We start from the raw sequence: 17,211 nt of genomic DNA, 5'->3' as shown, positions 1-17,211 counted from the left end.
CGTACAGCCAGCCGGGTGTTCCGGCACGGTTCCCGCTACGGTAGCAGGCGTGCGAGTGAGGTATCTCTGAGGCTGTCGAGCACCGCCGTAGCTCCCGAAAAATCCTGCCCCCGCGTGTATTCGCCGACCGTGACCAGACAGCGCAAGCCGGCGCCCAATGCGGCTCGCAGGCCATTTTCCGAATCCTCGATGGCCAGGCAGGCGCTGGCGGGGAGGGCGAGGCGGTCGAGGACCCAGCGGTAGATGTCGGGGGCCGGCTTCTTGGCAGCGACCACGTCGCCGGCGCCGATCACTGCGAACCAGTCGCTCGATCCCGGCGCGAGGCTGGCGTCGAGCAGGGCGGTGACGTTTTCCGGCGAGGTGGTCGTCGCGATGGCCAGGCGGATGCCGGCGGCGCGCGCTTCGGCGATCAACTCGGCGACGCCGGGGCGCAGGGGAAGCCGGCCTTCGCCGATCAGCCGGACATAGTGCGCCGTCTTGGCGGCGTGCACTTGCTTGATCAGCGCATCGAGATCGGGGCGGGCAGCGATGTCGGGGGCGTAGCGCTCGGCGTAATGGCGCATGCGCTCCTTGCCGCCGGTGATGACGAGCAACTCGCCGTACAGGACTTCATCCCAGTGCCAGTCCAGCCCGCATTCGGCAAAGGCGGCGTTGAAGGCGGGGCGATGGCCGTCGCGCTCGGTTTCGGCGAGCGTGCCATCGACATCGAAGATCAGCGCCTTGATTCTCTGCATGCAGACACGATAGCCCGTGGCCGATTCCGTCTCCAGTCAGGCTTTCTGAAGCCGCCGATAAGGCGATATTTAATAAGTAATGACTGAATGAGTGCTTAAGAAAATCTGACTGTTACTTAACTCAGGCGTCACTTATCGTGACATCCAATGCAGTCACACAAGAATGATTGGAGACGCCATGCAATTCGGCCGCACGACCCTCTCGAAGTTCGTCATCGAACATACCCGCGCCAGCCACGGCGAACTGGGTGCCCTGCTCATCGACGTCGCCGCCGCTGTCAAGACCATCTCGGCGATGGTCGCCAAGGGGGCGCTCGGCGGCAGCCTCGGCGCTCTGGACAGCACCAACGTCCAGGGCGAGGTGCAGAAGAAGCTCGATGTGCTGACCAACGAAGCCATACTGCGCCACTGCGAGTGGGGTGGCCAGCTGGCCGGCATGGCGTCCGAGGAAATGGACGATCCGTATCCGATTCCGGCCGAGTACCCGCGCGGCCGTTACCTGCTGGTGTTCGACCCGCTCGACGGCTCGTCGAACAGCGACGTCAATGTCTCGGTCGGCACCATCTTCTCCATTTTCACACGGCCGACCGCCGGCGATGCCGAGCCGGGCGACTACCTGCGTCCCGGTTCCGAGCAGGTCGCAGCCGGCTACGCCATCTACGGCCCATCGACCATGATGGTGCTGACGCTGGGCAACGGTACGCACGGCTTCACGCTGGATCGGGAGAGCGGCAACTTCATCCTCACCCACGCCAATATCCGGGTGCCGGAAGATACCCGCGAATTCGCCATCAACACCTCCAACGAGCGTTTCTGGGAACCGCCGGTGCAGCGCTATGTGGCCGAGTGCAAGGCCGGCAAGTCCGGCGTGCGCGGCGAGGATTTCAACACCCGCTGGATCGCCTCGATGGTGGCTGAAGTACACCGCATCCTGATCCGTGGCGGCATCTTCATGTATCCCAAGGATAACAAGGACCCGAAAAAGCCCGGGCGCCTGCGCCTGCTCTACGAAGCCAACCCGATGGCCATGCTCGTCGAGCAGGCCGGCGGCGCGGCGAGCACCGGCCGCCAGCGCATCCTCGACGTACAGCCGGAAGGATTGCACCAGCGCGTGCCGGTCATTCTCGGCTCGAAGAACGAGGTCGAGCGGGTTGAGCGCTACCACCAGGAATACGACACCGGCGCCGACCGCCCCTTCGTTTCGCCGCTGTTCTCGGAACGTTCCCTGTTTCGCGATACGGCCTGACGCCGGACACAGAATTCACATCCGCAGGAGACATCCATGTCCGTCAAACACCCCATCATCGCCATCACCGGCTCGTCCGGTGCCGGCACCAGCACGGTGATGCAGAGCTTCCAGCACATCTTCCGGCGCGAAGGGCTTAAGGCGCAGATCGTCGAGGGCGATTCCTTCCATCGCTACGACCGGCTCGTCATGCGCGCCGAGATGAAGGCGCAGGAGGCGCTCGGCAACCTGAACTTCAGCCATTTCGGCCCGGAAGCCAACCTGTTGGGCGAATTGGAGCAACTGTTCGTCGATTACGGCAGCAGCGGCAGCGGCAAGGTGCGGAAATACCTGCACGATGCCGGCGAGGCCGAGCCGTGGCAGCAGGAACCGGGCACTTTCACGCCGTGGCAGGACATTCCCGAGGGCACCGACCTGATGTTCTACGAGGGCCTGCACGGCGCCTGGGCCGGTGACGGCATCAACATCGCCAAGCAGGTGGACCTCTGCGTCGGCGTCGTGCCCATCATCAACCTGGAGTGGATACAGAAGCTGCACCGCGACCAGAAGATGCGCGGCTATTCGCAGGAGGCGGTGACCGACACCATCCTGCGCCGCATGCCGGATTACGTCAGCCACCTCTGTCCGCAATTCGGCCGCACCCACGTCAATTTCCAGCGCGTACCCATCGTCGATACCTCCAACCCCTTCATCGCCCGCGACATCCCGACGGCCGACGAAAGCATGGTCGTCATCCGCTTCGCCAACCCCAAGGGCATCGACTTCCAGTACCTGCTTTCCATCCTGCACGGTTCCATGCTCACCCGCCCGAACACCCTGGTGGTTCCTGGCGGCAAGATGGGCCTGGCCATGCAGATGATCTTCACCCCCATGGTCCTCCGCCTGATGGACCAGAAGCGTCGCGCCTGAGGAGAACCCCATGGAACGAGACCTCACTGAAATCGCCTTCCGCCGCGAACTGGCCAACGCTGTCCGCTTCCTCGCCATCGATGCGGTCGAGAAGGCCAAGTCCGGCCACCCCGGTGCGCCGATGGGCATGGCCGACATTGCCGAAGTACTGTGGCGCGACCACCTCAAGCACAACCCGACCAACCCGCAATGGCCGGACCGCGACCGCTTCGTGCTCTCCAACGGACACGGCTCGATGCTGCTCTACGCGCTGCTCCACCTGACCGGCTATGACCTGCCGCTGGAACAGCTGCAGAACTTTCGCCAGCTCGGCAGCAAGACCGCCGGGCATCCGGAAGTCGGCCATACCCCTGGCGTCGAGACGACCACCGGGCCGCTCGGCCAGGGGCTGACCAACGCCGTCGGCATGGCGCTGGCCGAAAAGCTGCTGGCCCAGCGCTACAACCAGCCGGAGTGCAGCATCGTCGATCACCGCACCTGGGTCTTCCTCGGCGACGGCTGCCTGATGGAGGGCATCAGCCATGAAGCCTGTTCGCTGGCTGGCGTCTGGAACCTCGACAAGCTGGTCGCCTTCTACGACGACAACGGCATCTCCATCGACGGCCATGTCGAAGGCTGGTTCCGCGACGACACGCCGGCCCGCTTCCGCGCCTACGGCTGGCACGTGGTCGGCCCGGTCGATGGCCATGACGCCGCTGCCGTCGGGGCCGCCATCGTCGAGGCCAAGGCGGCTGGCAAGCCGACGCTGATCGTCTGTCGCACCCAGATCGGCTGGGGCTCGCCGAACAAGGTCGGCAGTCACGACGTACACGGCGCGCCGCTCGGCGCCGACGAAGTGGCCGCCACCCGCGCCGCGCTGAACTGGCCGCATGCCCCGTTCGAAGTGCCAAGCGTGCTGCGCGAGGCCTGGGATGCCCGCCTCTCGGGCGCTGCCGCCGAAGCCGAATGGCAGGTCCGTTTCGTCGCTTACCGCAAGCAATACCCGGAACTGGCTGCCGAGTTCGAGCGCACCCAGGCCGGTGGCCTGCCGGAAAAGTGGCCGGAAATCCGCAAGGCCCTGCTCGCCACGGCTGCTGCCAAGGATGGCGCGATCGCCACCCGCAAGTCGTCGCAGAACAGCCTCGACTACTTGGTCGACCGCGTGCCGGAGCTGCTCGGCGGCTCGGCCGACCTGACCGGCTCCAATCTGACCGCCGGCAAGGGGAGCCGTGCCCTGCATGACGCTGCCGAGGGAGAGGTGCCCAACTACATTTCGTACGGCGTGCGCGAATTCGGCATGACGGCGATCATGAATGGCGTCGCGCTGCACGGCGGGCTGATTCCCTACGGCGGGACCTTCGCAGTGTTCTCCGACTACGCCCGCAACGCCATCCGGATGAGCGCGCTGATGAAGCAGCGCGTCGTCCATGTCCTGACCCACGATTCCATCGGCCTCGGCGAGGATGGGCCGACCCACCAGCCGATCGAACATGCGGCGAGCCTGCGCGTCATTCCCGGACTCGATGTCTGGCGTCCCTGCGACGAGCTGGAAACGGCTGTCGCCTGGAGCGATGCGCTGGAACGCCGTGACGGACCTTCTGCCCTGCTCCTGTCGCGCCAGAATCTCCCTCAGTACGGTGGCGAACCCGGCCGGGCGGAAGGTGCCAGCCGCGGCGGCTACGTGCTCTCGGAGGCGGACGGCCCGGCTCAGGCGGTGATCATCGCCACCGGCTCGGAAGTGTCGTTGGCCATGCAGGCCCAGGCCGAGCTTCGCAAGCAGGGTGTGCCGGTGCGTGTCGTGTCGATGCCTTGCACGCGGCGTTTCGACCGCCAGCCGGCAAGCTGGAAGAACGCCGTGCTGCCGCCCGAGATCGCCCGGGTGGCCGTCGAAGCCGGTCAGACCGACATCTGGCGCAAGTATGTCGGGCTCGATGGCGAAGTGCTCGGCATCGACGAGTTCGGCGAGTCCGGACCGGCACCCGCGCTGTACCAGCACTTCGGCCTGACCGCCGCGAATCTGGTGCAGACGGTGCTGCGCGCCATCGTGCGGGCCGGAGGCGCCGATGGCGATTTTTAGTGGTCTGTTTCGCCATTAACGAAACATGAAAGCTTGTCTTTGCGTCCCTGGCGTTGTTGCTCATCCTCGCGATAGCGCTGGCTATCGCTGCGGTTCGCGCCTGGCCAGGAACACAAATCCGGCGCTTTCATTTGTTCCGCCAATGACGGAGCAGACCACTAGCCGCTGACCTGAGTCCACGCCCGGTTCACCGGGCCCCGAATCCCCAAGCCCTCGCACCCGCTTTCCGGGTGTGCGGGGGCGGCTTTGCCCAGAATTTACATCATCAAGGAGACACACCATGCCCATTCGGGTTGCCATCAACGGCTTCGGCCGCATCGGGCGCATGGCCTTCCGGGCCATCGCCGAACAGGCAGAATTCGCCGATCTCGAAGTGGTCGCTATCAACGACCTGCTCGAGCCGAACTACCTCGCCTACCTGCTCAAGCATGACTCGGTGCACGGCAAGTTTGCCGGTGACATCGCGGTCGACGGCAACAAGCTGATCGTCAACGGCCGCAGCATCCGCCTCAGCGCGGTCAAGAACCCCGCTGAATTGAACTGGGCCGGCGTGCAAGCCGATGTGGTTATCGAGGCGACCGGCCTGTTCCTGACCGACCAGAGCTGCCGCCAGCACCTTGAAGCCGGCGCGCAGAAAGTGGTGCAGTCGGCGCCGGCCAAGGACGAGACGCCGATGTTCGTCTACGGCGTGAACCATGAGCGCTATGCCGGCGAAGCCATCGTCTCGGCCGCCTCGTGCACCACCAACGGACTGGCACCGGTGGCCAAGGTGCTGCATGAAAAATTCGGCATCAAGCGCGGATTGATGAGCACCGTTCACGCCGCCACCGCCACGCAGAAGACCGTCGATGGCCCGTCAGGCAAGGACTGGCGCGGCGGGCGCGGGATTCTGGAAAACATCATCCCGTCCTCGACCGGTGCGGCCAAGGCGGTCGGCAAGGTGATCCCGGCGCTGAACAAGAAGCTGACCGGCATGGCCTTCCGCGTGCCGACTTCCGATGTCTCGGTGGTCGACCTCACCGTCGAACTGGAGCGCGAAACGAGCTACGAGGACATCTGCGCCGCGATGAAGGCCGCCGCCGAATCCGGGCCGCTCAAGGGCGTGCTCGGTTACACGCGCGACAAGGTGGTATCGACCGACTTCCGCGGTTGTGGCCTTCCCTCGGTGTTCGACGCCGATGCCGGCATCGCGCTCGACGCCAGCTTCGTCAAGGTCGTTGCCTGGTACGACAACGAGTACGGCTACACCTGCAACCTGCTGCGGCTCGTCCGCCATGTCATGCACTGAAAGGAAAGACCATGGCTCTCATTTCCCTGCGCCAACTGCTCGACCACGCCGCCGAGCATCGCTACGGCCTGCCCGCTTTCAACGTCAATAACATGGAGCAGATCCAGGCCATCATGCAGGCCGCCGAGCTCTGCGACAGCCCGGTCATCCTGCAGGCCTCGGCCGGCGCCCGCAAATATGCCGGCGAGCCCTTCCTGCGCAAACTGGTCGAAGCCGCCATCGAACAGTACCCGGAGATCCCGGTCTGCCTGCATCAGGATCACGGCACCTCGCCGGCTGTTTGCCAGCAATCCATGCGCAGCGGCTTCTCCAGCGTGATGATGGACGGTTCGCTGTGTCCGGACGGCAAGACGCCGAGTACCTACGCCTACAACGTGCTCGTCACCGCCAAGGTGGTCGAGATGGCGCATGCCATCGGCGTCTCTGTAGAAGGCGAGCTGGGCTGCCTCGGCTCGCTGGAAACCGGCGAGGCCGGCGAGGAGGACGGCATCGGTGCTGCCGGCAAGCTCGATCATTCACAGATGCTGACCGATCCGGAGGAAGCTGCCGACTTCGTCGCCAAGACCGGCGTCGACGCCCTGGCCATCGCCATCGGCACCAGTCACGGGGCCTACAAGTTCACCCGGCCGCCGACCGGCGAAATCCTCGCCATCGACCGCATCAAGGCCATCCATGCGCGCATCCCCAACACCCACCTTGTCATGCACGGCTCATCCAGCGTGCCGCAGGAGTGGCTGGCGGTTATCCGCCAGTACGGCGGCCAGATGAAGGAAACCTACGGCGTGCCGGTCGAGGAGATCGTCGAGGGCATCAGGCACGGCGTGCGCAAGGTCAATATCGACACCGATATCCGCCTTGCCATGACCGGCGCCATGCGCAAGGCGATGGCCGACAAGCCCGATGAATTCGATCCGCGCGCTTTCCTCAAAGCCGCGGTGGCGGCCGCCCGTGACATCTGCCGCCAGCGCTTCGAGGCCTTCGGCAGCGCCGGTCAGGCCAGCCGCATCAAGCCGGTGCCGCTGGAAAAAATGACCGCGCTGTACCGCTGATCAACCCGTTTCCACTACTGCGGTAGTCTGCTTTTGGCCCCGAAGTCTGGGGCCGTTTTTTTGGAGCCCGCCATGAATCGCCTGCCCTACGTCATCGCACCGAGCATTCTGTCTGCCAATTTCGCCAAGCTGGGCGAGGAAGTGGCCAACGTCATCGCCTCGGGGGCCGACTGGATTCACTTTGACGTGATGGACAACCATTATGTTCCCAACCTGACCATCGGTCCGCTGGTTTGCGAAGCGATCCGCCCATGCACCACGGCGCCGATCGACGTGCACCTGATGGTCAAGCCGGTCGACCGCATCATCCCCGATTTCGTGAAGGCCGGGGCCAACATCATCACCTTCCACCCGGAAGCCTCGGAACACATCGACCGCAGCCTGTCGCTGATCCGCGAAGGCGGCTGCCAGGCCGGCCTGGTCTTCAACCCGGCGACACCGCTCGACCACATGGACTACGTCCTCGACAAGCTCGACGTCATCCTGCTGATGAGCGTGAACCCCGGCTTCGGCGGCCAGAAGTTCATCCCCGGCACGCTGGCCAAGGCCCGGCAGGCCCGTGCCAAGCTCGATGCCTACGAACAGCAGAGCGGCCGGCGTATCCGCCTGGAGATCGACGGCGGCGTGAACACCGCCAACATCGCGGAGATCGCCCGTGCCGGCGTCGATGCCTTCGTTGCCGGGTCGGCCGTCTACGGGGCGGGCAAGGACAGCGACCCGCACCGCTACGACTCGATCATCGGCGCCCTGCGCCAGCAACTCAAGGAGGCCTGACATGCGCTTCACCTCGGTGACCTTCGATCTCGACGGAACCCTGCTCGACACCGTCCCCGACCTCCACGCCGCCAGCAACGCCATGCTTGCCGAACTCGGCCTGGCGCTGCGCAGCGAAAACGAAATCCGCGATTTCGTCGGGCAGGGCGTTGTTGTCCTCGTGCTGCGCTGCCTGCGCGACCGTGTCGTACCGGAGGGGGCGGTTCTGGACCGTGCCGTCGCCATCTTCCAGCGCCACTACGCCGCCATCAACGGCACCCGCAGCCGCCTTTTCCCCGGTGTGATCGAAGGCCTCAACGCCTGGTATGCCACCGGCCTGCCGCTCGGTGTGGTCACCAACAAACCAGCCGTCTTCACCGAGTCGCTGCTCGGGTCCATGGGGCTGTGCGGCTACTTCACAACCGTCGTTTCGGGCGATACGACGCCGTACCGCAAACCACACCCCGCACCTTTGCAACATGCTTGCGCACAAATGGGCTGCTCGCCCGAAAACAATCTCCACATCGGCGACTCACGGCACGACATCGAAACCGCCCGTAACGCAGGCAGTACAGTCTTTTGCGTGCCCTACGGCTACAACGAGGGCGAGCCGGTCAGGGCGGCGGATTGCGATGCGCTGGTGGCGACCTTGGGGGAGGCGGTGAGGGTGGCGTGGGATGTCTGTCCGGCTTGAGCGGCTATCAGGAGCTGACAGGGCAGGGTATTCGGTAAGGGGCTTACGATCCAATACGGAGCCCCGTGCTGGATCACGACCTGCGCAGTATTCCCTGCTCCAGGATGAAGTCGATCACACATTCCAGCCCTTCGCCGGTTTTCAAATTGGTGAAGATGAAGGGCCGTGTTCCGCGCTGGGTTTTGGCGTCAGCAGCCATGACCTCCAACGAGGCGCCGACCATCGGTGCAAGGTCGATCTTGTTGATCACCAGCAGATCGGACTTGGTGATGCCCGGTCCCCCCTTGCGCGGAATCTTCTCGCCGGCCGCCACGTCGATCACGTAAAGCGTCAGGTCGGACAGTTCTGGTGAAAAAGTCGCTGCCAGGTTATCGCCTCCCGATTCCACCAGAATCAGTTCGACACCGGGAAACGCTCGCTGCAGGCGATCCACTGCCTCCAGGTTGATCGATGCATCCTCGCGAATCGCCGTATGTGGGCAGCCGCCCGTTTCGACGCCGATGATGCGTTCCGGAGCCAGCGCCGAATGATTGACGAGGAACTTGGCATCCTCGGCGGTGTAGATGTCGTTGGTTACCACCGCCATGTCGATCTTGTCGCGCAGAGCTTGGCACAGGGCCAGCGTCAGGGCTGTTTTTCCGGAACCGACGGGACCGCCGATGCCAACTCTCAGGGCTTGTTTGTTCATGGTTTTACGATCTGAAGAGACGTGAATATTGGGTTTCGTGCCGTGCGCAGGCGATGGCGAAGGCTGGCGTGAAATTGGACCATTGTCCTTCCGGCAAGGCTTCAGCCGCTGCTACGGCAATTGGAATCTGGTTCCCGAGTTTGGCCAGCAGCCGCTGGCCAGCAGCCTGCCCGAGCGGCACGGCTTTCAGCGCGGCCATGACCTGATTTTCGGCCCAGGCCCAGAGGTAGGCGGAGAGGGCGGGTTCCGGATCGATTTTCCACGCTGCCGCGATGCCAGCCCATACGCTCGGAAAGGCCGCTTCCGGCCACTCGACGATGGTGGCGGCGACATCGGCCAGGCTATCGTCGCGCAGATCGGCGAGCAGACGGCGCAGCGAGAAGCCCATTTGCACGGTTTCCGCGCGCAGTTCGGCAGATTCCCGGCTGGCGAGGAATTCACCATTAAGGCGTGCCAGCTCGGCCGTGTCGCCCGCTCGCCAAGCCGCGATCAGCGCCGCAACCAGGGGGGCCTCGAAGCGCCCGACGCCGTGCGCGAGCAGATCACAGATCCAACTGCCGGCACTTGCTTCGTCGCGGATGACGCCTGTTTCCACCGCCCACTCCAGTCCCTGCGAATAGGTGTAGGCCCCGACCGGTAGCGCCGGGCTGGCCAGTTGCAGCAAGCGGACGAGTTGCAGCGAGGGCGGCATCAACGCGGCTTGAACTCGTGAATTTTGGGCACCGACCGGTGTGTGCCGTGGCCAGGGTGATGCAGATCTGGTTCCTGGTTGTGGTGATGCGCGTGGTTACCATGCGCGCCGTAGGCGCCGGATTCGGGCTGGAATGGCGCTTCGGTTTCGGCGACCGCACAGCCCAGGCCGCGCACCATGTCGGCGAGTACATGATCGGTTTCGAAGCGTAGCCGGCCACCATCCGCTTCGGGCAGGATGTGAACCGGTACATGGCGGTTGCCGAGGTGATAGGCAGCGCGGGCGAAGAGCAGCGGGCTGTCGGCTACGGCCTCCATCAACCGTTCGGGGGCGGCGAGAATTTCGACGACGGCGCTGCCATCTTCAGCGGCGAGCCGGTCGCCGCCGCGCAGATGATCGCCGCGCTCGAGGAAGATGCCCGCTTCGGCGCCGGAGGCGAGGGTGACCTTCAGGCGGCTGCGCTTGCGTTCGTCGTAGGCCAAGGCCACAGAATCGGTGGCGGGGGCGGTGGTGCGTTGGTTGAGGATCAGCATGGAATCAATGAGCGACAGTTTTCGAGAAGACATTGAGGACAGCGACGCCGGCAACGATCAGGCCGATGCCGACGATGGCTGGCAAGTCGAGTGTTTGGCCATAGAGCAGCCAGCCGACCAGGGCGATCAGCGCGACACCGACGCCGGACCAGATGGCATAGACGATGCCGACCGGCAGCGTGCGCAGCACCAGTGCCAGGCAGTAGAAGGCGATGCCGTAGCCTACGACGACAATCACCGACGGCAGCAGACGGGTGAATCCGTCAGACGCCTTCAGTGCCGAGGTGGCGATCACTTCGCTGATGATGGCGATGCCGAGAATGAGCCAGTGCTGCATCGCGCGGTCAGAACAGGAAGTAACGCTGGGCCAGCGGCAGCTCGGTCGCCGGTTCGCAGACCAGATGCACGCCGTCGGCCTTGACCACGTAGGTTTCGGGATCGACGGTGATTTCTGGCGTGGCACCGTTGTGCACCATGTCGGACTTCTGTATGCCACGGCAGCCGGAGGCGGCAACTAGCGGTTTCGACAGGCCTAGCGCGGCAACGGCGGGATTCTTCAGTGCCGCCTGCGAGACGAAGGTGACCGAGGTTTTCAGCGCCTTGCCGAAGCTGCCGAACATCGGCCGGTAATGCACCGGCTGCGGTGTTGGGATGGAGGCGTTGGGGTCGCCCATCGCGGCGGCGGCGATCATGCCGCCTTTCAGGATCAGCGATGGCTTGACGCCGAAAAAGGCCGGCTTCCACAGCACCAGGTCGGCCAGCTTGCCGACTTCGATGGAGCCGACGGTGTGCGCAATGCCGTGCGTCAGCGCCGGGTTGATGGTGTATTTGGCGATATAGCGTTTCACCCGGAAATTGTCGTTGCGAGCGCTGTCTTCCGGTAGCGTGCCGCGTTGCAGCTTCATCTTGTGCGCCGCCTGCCAGGTGCGGATGATCACCTCACCGACACGGCCCATGGCCTGCGAGTCGGAACTCATCATCGAGAAAACGCCGAGGTCGTGCAGGATGTCTTCGGCGGCGATGGTTTCGCGACGGATGCGGCTTTCGGCAAAGGCGATGTCTTCGGCGATGCTCGGATCGAGGTGGTGGCACACCATCAGCATGTCGAGATGCTCGTCGATGGTGTTCACCGTGTAGGGCATGGTCGGGTTGGTCGAGCTGGGCAGCACGTTGGGCAGCCCGGCCGCCTTGATGATGTCCGGCGCATGGCCGCCGCCGGCGCCTTCGGTGTGGAAGGTGTGGATGGTGCGGCCCTTGAAAGCGTCGATGGTGGCTTCGACGAAGCCGGATTCGTTGAGCGTGTCGGTATGGATGGCGACCTGGATGTCCATCTCGTCGGCAACGCTCAGGCAGCAATCGATGGCGGCCGGCGTCGTGCCCCAGTCCTCGTGCAGCTTGAGGCCGATGACGCCGGCCTCGACCTGCTCGCGCAGCGCTTCCGGCAGGCTGGCATTGCCCTTGCCGAGGAAGCCGAGGTTCATCGGGAAGGCCTCGGCCGCTTCGAGCATGCGGTGGATGTGCCACGGGCCGGGCGTACAGGTCGTGGCGTAGGTGCCGGTGGCCGGGCCGGTGCCGCCGCCGATCATGGTGGTGACGCCGGAGTTCAGCGCTTCCTCGATCTGCTGTGGGCAGATGAAATGGATGTGGCTGTCGATGCCGCCCGCCGTGACGATCATGCCTTCGCCGGCGATGACCTCGGTGCCGGGGCCGACGACTATCGTCACGCCGGGCTGGATGTCCGGATTTCCGGCCTTGCCGATGGCGGCGATGCGGCCGTCCTTCAAGCCGATGTCGGCCTTGACGATGCCGGTGACGGCGTCGACGATCAGGGCGTTGGTGATCACGGTATCGACGGTTTCCGCCGACACGCGCTGGCTCTGACCCATGCCATCGCGGATGACCTTGCCGCCGCCGAACTTCACTTCCTCGCCGTAGATCGTGTAGTCCTGCTCGACCTCGATGATCAGCTCGGTATCGGCCAGACGCAGGCGGTCGCCGGTGGTAGGGCCGAACATTTCGGCATAGGCCTGGCGGGTAATCTTCGTGCTCATAGTGCCCCCTGGATCAAGCCGCGGAAACCGTAAACCTTCCTGTCACCCGCCAGCGCCACCAGCTGCACGGTGCGCGTCTGGCCCGGCTCGAAGCGCACGGCGGTGCCGGCGGCGATGTCGAGCCGGTAGCCACGGGCGGCGTCGCGGTCGAAGCTCAGGCCGGCATTGGTTTCGTAAAAGTGGTAGTGCGAGCCGACCTGGATCGGTCGGTCGCCGGTATTGGCGACGACCAGCGTGATGGTCGGCCGGCCGGCGTTGAGTTCGAGTTCGCCGGGTTCGGCGAGGAGTTCTCCGGGGATCATGTCGTGTTACCTCAGTAGAAGTTTTGCCGTCATTACAATTGGGTCGTTGTGGTAGCCAATATTTTTTAGGCGACTTAAGCCTCGAACAATGGTTTTTGGACCGGCAAAGCGCCAGCCTTGGTGCCGGAACTGATCGCGAATAGGGGCTGATGAGGTGTCTGCCAAGCGGCCACAGGCCAGCATGAGTCGTGTCGAAGGATGGTTGTCTTGGGTTAGCATTCCTAGCGTTTTAAGATTTTTAATAAGTTGATCAGATACCACCTTGAGATACTCGGGGTGCTGGAATAACTTGTATTGCTTAAAGCGCGCAACATCCTCCCTTGATACTGGTCGGTCTAAGGAAACTCTCCGGGAGAAAGGGAACGATCTTGCTGAAATACCGGGTGAGTCTAAAAAGCTCTTGCACTCAATAATCAGCAATTCATTTTTGGCTGGTTTGTAAGCAACTAGATCAAGTTGAGTGCGAGGAAAAGACTTAAAGACCCTTTTCCCAAGCGTAGGAAGTGCGACCGTTTCGTCTAAAAAGTCTTTGTCGCGTTGATTCAGGGCAACATAAATGCCTGGAATCACCCAGTAGCCGGCTTGCCGGAGCAGAATTTCGCACAGTGATTCGAATGCTTCCATATTAAACGATGGGGTTATGGACCGTGACCAGCTTGGTGCCATCCGGGAAGGTGGCTTCGACCTGTATTTCCGGGATCAGCTCGGCGATGCCGTCCATCACGTCGGCGCGGCTCAGCACCTGCGTGCCTTCGTGCATCAGCTCGGCCACAGTCTTGCCCTCGCGGGCGCCTTCCATGATCGCGCAGGTGATCAGCGCCACGGCTTCCGGGTAGTTCAGCTTCAGGCCCTTGGCCTTGCGCCGTTCGGCAAGCAGACCGGCGGTGAAGATCAGCAGTTTGTCTTTCTCGCGGGGTGTCAGTTCCATACAGACTCCTCAGGTATTCCAGATTCGGGGGGTGATGGCCGGTCGACCACAGCAGGCCGGGCGCAGGATGGCCCACAGGTCTGCGAACCACAATCGGGCAGCCTCGCTGCTGTCGCCAAGATAGCGGGCGATCAGCACACCGGGCAGCGCGCTCAGGCCATGCTGGGCGCCATCGGCGGGACAGGTCTGGCGGCAGGCTTCGAGCAGCGTGCTCGCTTGTGTCGGCAATTCGGGAAAGGTGCACAGCAAGGTGCCGCACACCGTGGCACCGGCCCAGCCGGCGGGGCTGGTCAACATCGGGTCGCTGCCGTCGAAACCGCCGCGCTCGATCCAGATCGGCCGCTGGTCTCGATCAACCCGGAGAAACAGGTCGAACCGCCCCTTATCAAAGCGCTCGCCAGCCGCCGCGCGACCGAGGCACAGGATGTCCCAGCCGATATAACGGCTGTCGGCGGCGAGATCGACCTGGGTTTCCATGCGCGCCCGCGCGCCATCGAACACGATAGTTTCCTGCGGCAGCCATTCCAGCGTCGCTCCTTCGCCCACCGTGAAGGCAATGCGCTGCGAGGCTTCCGCGCCGCCGCTGCGATACCACTTGCCGGCGCCGGGTGTGGTCAACTGGGCATGCGCCCCGGCACTGACATCCGCCGAAATCGCCAGATGGTCACCGCCAGCGATGCCGGAAGGCGGATGCAGCACGATGGCCTGGCAGACGGCATCACCCTCGGGATAGAGCGCCTTCTGCACCCGCAACGGCCCGCGATGCCGGTTTTCGCGCAGCACCGTGCGATCGCCGGAACGGGCAAAGCCAAGATGCAACTCGGCATGCCAGTTCAGCAAAGGCTCCAGCAGCGACAATGGTAGGCGCGAGGTCATTGCTGGATTATCAGGGAAAGTATACGGCGCGCGAAATACGCAGGAATGCGCAGTCTTCGCGAAGCGCATCGAGCAAGAAGTGGCGGTTTATCGGGGCCAAGCCGATGGCGAATGCTATGGCAAAAATGTTGTATTTGATACAATTGTCGCAATTGCCAATCGATGGATTTCCATATGCGGCCTCTTCCCGTACATCACAAACGCACTCACCTGAAACACCCAAGGTCGAGCGCAGCGAATGGAAGTTCGACACAGCACTGGCTTCGTCACTTCTGGATTGCCTTGGCGCTCATTTTGACACTGGGCATTGCGCTGGTTGCCTATGGCAAATATTCCGTCGATAACGATGAAGACGAAGACGCCTACTTTACGGTTCAAACGGCGACGATTGCCGGGGACGCCGTGAATGTTCGGTGCAAGCTGAGTTTGCTGATTGATCAGGAGCAAGAGTCGCGGCTAAAGAAGCGCCAACAGGAACTGGATGCGGTCGTGCGCTCTGTCCTGGCAGAGGTATATCAGGGCAGCGCGCGTCCATCAATCTCTGAGGTAAGAGCGCAGATGCTCCTGACGCTCAACAAGAAACTCCCCCGCAAGCTCCAGATTCGCGACGTTTATGTCCAAGAGCTACTCGTCGGCAACAGTTAGCTAGCTTCGATGGCGAGGATATCGTCGCGCTGGCACATTCCATGCTGAACTCCCTCTGTGGCAATGGGGAGAATCGCCATGGAAGGCAGCTTAACCGAACTATTTCTCGGCATTACAGCCGTTTCCTTGCTTCCGCACGTCATCATCGGGGCTGTGCAAAAAATTTGGTGCACCAGAATGGCAAATCGGAACTCATTTGCGCACTCCTGGCGTGCACACTTAAACGGCGGTCGAAGCATAAGCTAGTCAAACCGCCAGCGCCTCCCTGACCCCATCCTGCGGCATCGTTTCTCCCCGGCCGCGCATGATGAACTCCCCGCGCTCCATCAGCAGGTACTGGTCGGCCAGCGATTCGGCGAAGTCGTAGTACTGCTCGACGAGCAGGATCGCCATTTCGCCGGTTTGCGCCAGCAGACGGATGGCGCGTTCGATGTCCTTGATGATCGACGGCTGGATGCCTTCGGTCGGCTCGTCGAGGATCAGGAGTTTCGGACCCATGGCCAGGGCGCGGCCGATGGCGAGCTGTTGCTGCTGGCCGCCGGACAGGTCGCCGCCGCGGCGGTGCATCATCTGCTTGAGCACCGGGAACATCTCGAAGATGCGCTCGGGGATCTTGGTGCTGCCCGGCTTGGTGGCGAGGCCCATGAGCAGGTTTTCCTCGACCGTCAGACGCGGGAAGATCTCGCGGCCCTGCGGCACGTAGCCGATGCCGGCCTTGACGCGCTCATGCGGCGGCAGATGGGTGATGTCCTTGCCGTCGAAGGTGATGCTGCCGGACTTGCTCTTGACCAGCCCCATCAAGGACTTGAGCAGCGTGGTCTTGCCGACGCCGTTGCGGCCGAGCAGAGTGGTGACCTCGCCGGTGGTGACCTCGAAACTGAGGCCGCGCAGGATGTGGCTGCCGCCGTAGGCTTGGTGGAGGGATTCGACTTTCAGCATGCTTAGCGCCCCAGATACACTTCAATAACGCGTTGATCGTTCTGCACGGTGGCGAGGTCGCCCTCGGCCAGCACAGAACCTTCGTGCAGCACGGTGACCTTGCCGCCGAGCTTTTCGACGAAGGCCATGTCGTGCTCGACGACGACCAGCGAATGCTTGCCAGCCAGCGAGACAAAGAGTTCGGCCGTACGCATGGTTTCGTCGTCGGTCATGCCGGCGACCGGCTCGTCGAGCAGCAGCAGCTTGGGTTCCTGCATCAACAGCATGCCGATTTCCAGCCACTGTTTCTGGCCGTGCGAGAGCAGCCCGGCCTGGCGGTCAGCTTCACCGTCGAGGCGGATCAGGCGCAGGGTTTCAGCGATCTTGTCGCGTTCGTCACCGGCCAGCCAGGCCATCAGGCTTTTCCATACGCGCTTGTCGGTCTTCATGGCCAGTTCGAGGTTTTCGAAGACGGTGTGCTGCTCGAAGATGGTCGGCTTCTGGAACTTGCGGCCGATGCCGACGTGGGCGATTTCCGGCTCGGTCAGGCGGGTCAGGTCGATGGTCTGGCCGAAGAAGGCCTTGCCGGAATCCGGGCGCGTCTTGCCGGTGATGACGTCCATCATCGTCGTCTTGCCGGCGCCGTTGGGGCCGATGATGCAGCGCAGTTCGCCGGCATCAATTTCGAGGTTGAGGTTGTTCAGGGCCTTGAAGCCGTCGAAGCTGACGGTGATGTCTTCGAGGTAGAGCGCGACGCCGTGCGAGAGGTCGAGTTCGCCGGTGACGACGTGGCCCATCTGGTCGGCGCCGTCGCTGCCTTCCGGCCGGTCGTCGAGGGTATTTTCGAGAA

At 63.4% G+C, this 17,211-nt stretch carries 20 protein-coding genes; 8 read left to right on the top strand and 12 right to left on the bottom strand.

All coding sequences use genetic code 11. The features are described from left to right. Positions 1 to 35: 35 nt before the first annotated feature. Complete coding sequence (locus AB6Q56_RS13910; RefSeq protein WP_434513717.1) at positions 36 to 734, bottom strand: HAD family hydrolase; 699 nt, start codon at positions 732 to 734, stop codon at positions 36 to 38. Positions 735 to 912: 178 nt separating this feature from the next. Here AB6Q56_RS13910 and AB6Q56_RS13905 point away from each other — a divergent pair, with 178 nt between their 5' ends. The 7 genes from AB6Q56_RS13905 (at position 913) to AB6Q56_RS13875 (ending at position 8,729) form a co-directional block, all read left to right on the top strand. Continuing rightward, positions 913 to 1,980 (top strand): class 1 fructose-bisphosphatase, encoded by a 1,068-nt coding sequence (locus AB6Q56_RS13905; protein WP_434513716.1) that lies wholly within the window; start codon positions 913 to 915, stop codon positions 1,978 to 1,980. Positions 1,981 to 2,016: 36 nt separating this feature from the next. Beyond that, positions 2,017 to 2,889: a phosphoribulokinase gene (locus tag AB6Q56_RS13900; RefSeq protein WP_434513715.1), complete on the top strand. Its 873-nt coding sequence runs from the start codon at positions 2,017 to 2,019 to the stop codon at positions 2,887 to 2,889. 10 nt (positions 2,890 to 2,899) lie between these two features. Continuing rightward, positions 2,900 to 4,945 (top strand): transketolase, encoded by a 2,046-nt coding sequence (tkt, locus tag AB6Q56_RS13895; protein WP_434513714.1) that lies wholly within the window; start codon positions 2,900 to 2,902, stop codon positions 4,943 to 4,945. 280 nt (positions 4,946 to 5,225) lie between these two features. Next, the gene (gene gap / locus AB6Q56_RS13890) at positions 5,226 to 6,233 is read left to right on the top strand and encodes a type I glyceraldehyde-3-phosphate dehydrogenase (RefSeq protein ID WP_434513713.1); all 1,008 of its coding nucleotides are present in this window, start codon (positions 5,226 to 5,228) and stop codon (positions 6,231 to 6,233) included. Positions 6,234 to 6,244: 11 nt separating this feature from the next. Beyond that, positions 6,245 to 7,282, top strand: a complete 1,038-nt coding sequence (gene fba, locus AB6Q56_RS13885) for a class II fructose-bisphosphate aldolase (protein ID WP_434513712.1) — start codon at positions 6,245 to 6,247, stop codon at positions 7,280 to 7,282. 72 nt (positions 7,283 to 7,354) lie between these two features. After that, positions 7,355 to 8,056 (top strand): ribulose-phosphate 3-epimerase, encoded by a 702-nt coding sequence (gene rpe, locus AB6Q56_RS13880; RefSeq protein WP_434513711.1) that lies wholly within the window; start codon positions 7,355 to 7,357, stop codon positions 8,054 to 8,056. A 1-nt stretch (position 8,057) separates the two neighbouring features. Next, complete coding sequence (locus AB6Q56_RS13875) at positions 8,058 to 8,729, top strand: phosphoglycolate phosphatase (protein WP_434513710.1); 672 nt, start codon at positions 8,058 to 8,060, stop codon at positions 8,727 to 8,729. Between the two features lie 73 nt (positions 8,730 to 8,802). On the opposite strand, the gene ureG is transcribed toward AB6Q56_RS13875, so the two are convergent. From ureG to AB6Q56_RS13830, 9 genes are read right to left on the bottom strand one after another with little or no spacing between them, the layout of a single operon-like run. Next, complete coding sequence (gene ureG / locus AB6Q56_RS13870) at positions 8,803 to 9,417, bottom strand: urease accessory protein UreG (RefSeq protein WP_434513709.1); 615 nt, start codon at positions 9,415 to 9,417, stop codon at positions 8,803 to 8,805. A gap of 4 nt (positions 9,418 to 9,421) precedes the next feature. Then, positions 9,422 to 10,108 carry an urease accessory protein UreF gene (locus AB6Q56_RS13865; RefSeq protein ID WP_434513708.1) on the bottom strand — a complete coding sequence of 229 codons (687 nt, stop codon included), beginning with the start codon at positions 10,106 to 10,108 and terminating at the stop codon, positions 9,422 to 9,424. Next, positions 10,108 to 10,674 (bottom strand): urease accessory protein UreE, encoded by a 567-nt coding sequence (ureE, locus tag AB6Q56_RS13860; protein WP_434513707.1) that lies wholly within the window; start codon positions 10,672 to 10,674, stop codon positions 10,108 to 10,110. The genes AB6Q56_RS13865 and ureE overlap by 1 nt, the downstream gene beginning before the upstream one ends. After that, complete coding sequence (locus AB6Q56_RS13855) at positions 10,646 to 10,978, bottom strand: DMT family transporter (protein ID WP_434513706.1); 333 nt, start codon at positions 10,976 to 10,978, stop codon at positions 10,646 to 10,648. Before AB6Q56_RS13855 ends, ureE begins: the two co-directional genes overlap by 29 nt. A 7-nt stretch (positions 10,979 to 10,985) precedes the next feature. Continuing rightward, positions 10,986 to 12,692 carry an urease subunit alpha gene (gene ureC, locus AB6Q56_RS13850; protein ID WP_434513705.1) on the bottom strand — a complete coding sequence of 569 codons (1,707 nt, stop codon included), beginning with the start codon at positions 12,690 to 12,692 and terminating at the stop codon, positions 10,986 to 10,988. Further along, complete coding sequence (locus AB6Q56_RS13845) at positions 12,689 to 12,994, bottom strand: urease subunit beta (RefSeq protein WP_434513704.1); 306 nt, start codon at positions 12,992 to 12,994, stop codon at positions 12,689 to 12,691. The genes ureC and AB6Q56_RS13845 overlap by 4 nt, the downstream gene beginning before the upstream one ends. A 6-nt stretch (positions 12,995 to 13,000) precedes the next feature. Beyond that, positions 13,001 to 13,618 carry a hypothetical protein gene (locus tag AB6Q56_RS13840; protein ID WP_434513703.1) on the bottom strand — a complete coding sequence of 206 codons (618 nt, stop codon included), beginning with the start codon at positions 13,616 to 13,618 and terminating at the stop codon, positions 13,001 to 13,003. A gap of 1 nt (position 13,619) precedes the next feature. Further along, positions 13,620 to 13,922, bottom strand: coding sequence for an urease subunit gamma (gene ureA, locus AB6Q56_RS13835; protein WP_119490793.1), 303 nt, complete (start codon positions 13,920 to 13,922; stop codon positions 13,620 to 13,622). 9 nt (positions 13,923 to 13,931) lie between these two features. After that, complete coding sequence (locus AB6Q56_RS13830; protein WP_434513702.1) at positions 13,932 to 14,798, bottom strand: urease accessory protein UreD; 867 nt, start codon at positions 14,796 to 14,798, stop codon at positions 13,932 to 13,934. Positions 14,799 to 15,080: 282 nt separating this feature from the next. Here AB6Q56_RS13830 and AB6Q56_RS13825 point away from each other — a divergent pair, with 282 nt between their 5' ends. Further along, positions 15,081 to 15,443, top strand: coding sequence for a hypothetical protein (locus AB6Q56_RS13825; protein WP_434513701.1), 363 nt, complete (start codon positions 15,081 to 15,083; stop codon positions 15,441 to 15,443). Between the two features lie 246 nt (positions 15,444 to 15,689). Here AB6Q56_RS13825 and urtE read toward each other — a convergent pair whose 3' ends face one another. Then, a complete protein-coding gene (gene urtE / locus AB6Q56_RS13820) occupies positions 15,690 to 16,382 on the bottom strand; it encodes an urea ABC transporter ATP-binding subunit UrtE (RefSeq protein WP_434513700.1) in 693 nt (230 codons plus the stop codon). Positions 16,383 to 16,384: 2 nt separating this feature from the next. Further along, a complete protein-coding gene (urtD, locus tag AB6Q56_RS13815) occupies positions 16,385 to 17,158 on the bottom strand; it encodes an urea ABC transporter ATP-binding protein UrtD (protein ID WP_434517162.1) in 774 nt (257 codons plus the stop codon). Positions 17,159 to 17,211: the final 53 nt, after the last annotated feature.

The sequence above is a fragment of the Dechloromonas sp. ARDL1 genome (assembly GCF_051122455.1).
GTDB lineage: Bacteria > Pseudomonadota > Gammaproteobacteria > Burkholderiales > Rhodocyclaceae > Azonexus.
The sequence above is the reverse complement of the archived record's forward strand: the minus strand, read 5'-3'. Positions and strand labels throughout refer to the sequence as shown.

What these genes read in the sequence shown, in the direction of transcription:
- AB6Q56_RS13910 (WP_434513717.1), bottom strand. Translation starts at nt 734, where the DNA reads ATGCAGAGAATCAAGGCGCTGATCTTCGATGTCGATGGCACGCTCGCC.
- AB6Q56_RS13905 (WP_434513716.1), top strand. Translation starts at nt 913, where the DNA reads ATGCAATTCGGCCGCACGACCCTCTCGAAGTTCGTCATCGAACATACC.
- AB6Q56_RS13900 (WP_434513715.1), top strand. Translation starts at nt 2,017, where the DNA reads ATGTCCGTCAAACACCCCATCATCGCCATCACCGGCTCGTCCGGTGCC.
- tkt (WP_434513714.1), top strand. Translation starts at nt 2,900, where the DNA reads ATGGAACGAGACCTCACTGAAATCGCCTTCCGCCGCGAACTGGCCAAC.
- gap (WP_434513713.1), top strand. Translation starts at nt 5,226, where the DNA reads ATGCCCATTCGGGTTGCCATCAACGGCTTCGGCCGCATCGGGCGCATG.
- fba (WP_434513712.1), top strand. Translation starts at nt 6,245, where the DNA reads ATGGCTCTCATTTCCCTGCGCCAACTGCTCGACCACGCCGCCGAGCAT.
- rpe (WP_434513711.1), top strand. Translation starts at nt 7,355, where the DNA reads ATGAATCGCCTGCCCTACGTCATCGCACCGAGCATTCTGTCTGCCAAT.
- AB6Q56_RS13875 (WP_434513710.1), top strand. Translation starts at nt 8,058, where the DNA reads ATGCGCTTCACCTCGGTGACCTTCGATCTCGACGGAACCCTGCTCGAC.
- ureG (WP_434513709.1), bottom strand. Translation starts at nt 9,417, where the DNA reads ATGAACAAACAAGCCCTGAGAGTTGGCATCGGCGGTCCCGTCGGTTCC.
- AB6Q56_RS13865 (WP_434513708.1), bottom strand. Translation starts at nt 10,108, where the DNA reads ATGCCGCCCTCGCTGCAACTCGTCCGCTTGCTGCAACTGGCCAGCCCG.
- ureE (WP_434513707.1), bottom strand. Translation starts at nt 10,674, where the DNA reads ATGTCTTCTCGAAAACTGTCGCTCATTGATTCCATGCTGATCCTCAAC.
- AB6Q56_RS13855 (WP_434513706.1), bottom strand. Translation starts at nt 10,978, where the DNA reads ATGCAGCACTGGCTCATTCTCGGCATCGCCATCATCAGCGAAGTGATC.
- ureC (WP_434513705.1), bottom strand. Translation starts at nt 12,692, where the DNA reads ATGAGCACGAAGATTACCCGCCAGGCCTATGCCGAAATGTTCGGCCCT.
- AB6Q56_RS13845 (WP_434513704.1), bottom strand. Translation starts at nt 12,994, where the DNA reads ATGATCCCCGGAGAACTCCTCGCCGAACCCGGCGAACTCGAACTCAAC.
- AB6Q56_RS13840 (WP_434513703.1), bottom strand. Translation starts at nt 13,618, where the DNA reads ATGGAAGCATTCGAATCACTGTGCGAAATTCTGCTCCGGCAAGCCGGC.
- ureA (WP_119490793.1), bottom strand. Translation starts at nt 13,922, where the DNA reads ATGGAACTGACACCCCGCGAGAAAGACAAACTGCTGATCTTCACCGCC.
- AB6Q56_RS13830 (WP_434513702.1), bottom strand. Translation starts at nt 14,798, where the DNA reads ATGACCTCGCGCCTACCATTGTCGCTGCTGGAGCCTTTGCTGAACTGG.
- urtE (WP_434513700.1), bottom strand. Translation starts at nt 16,382, where the DNA reads ATGCTGAAAGTCGAATCCCTCCACCAAGCCTACGGCGGCAGCCACATC.
- urtD (WP_434517162.1), bottom strand. Translation starts at nt 17,158, where the DNA reads ATGGGCCACGTCGTCACCGGCGAACTCGACCTCTCGCACGGCGTCGCG.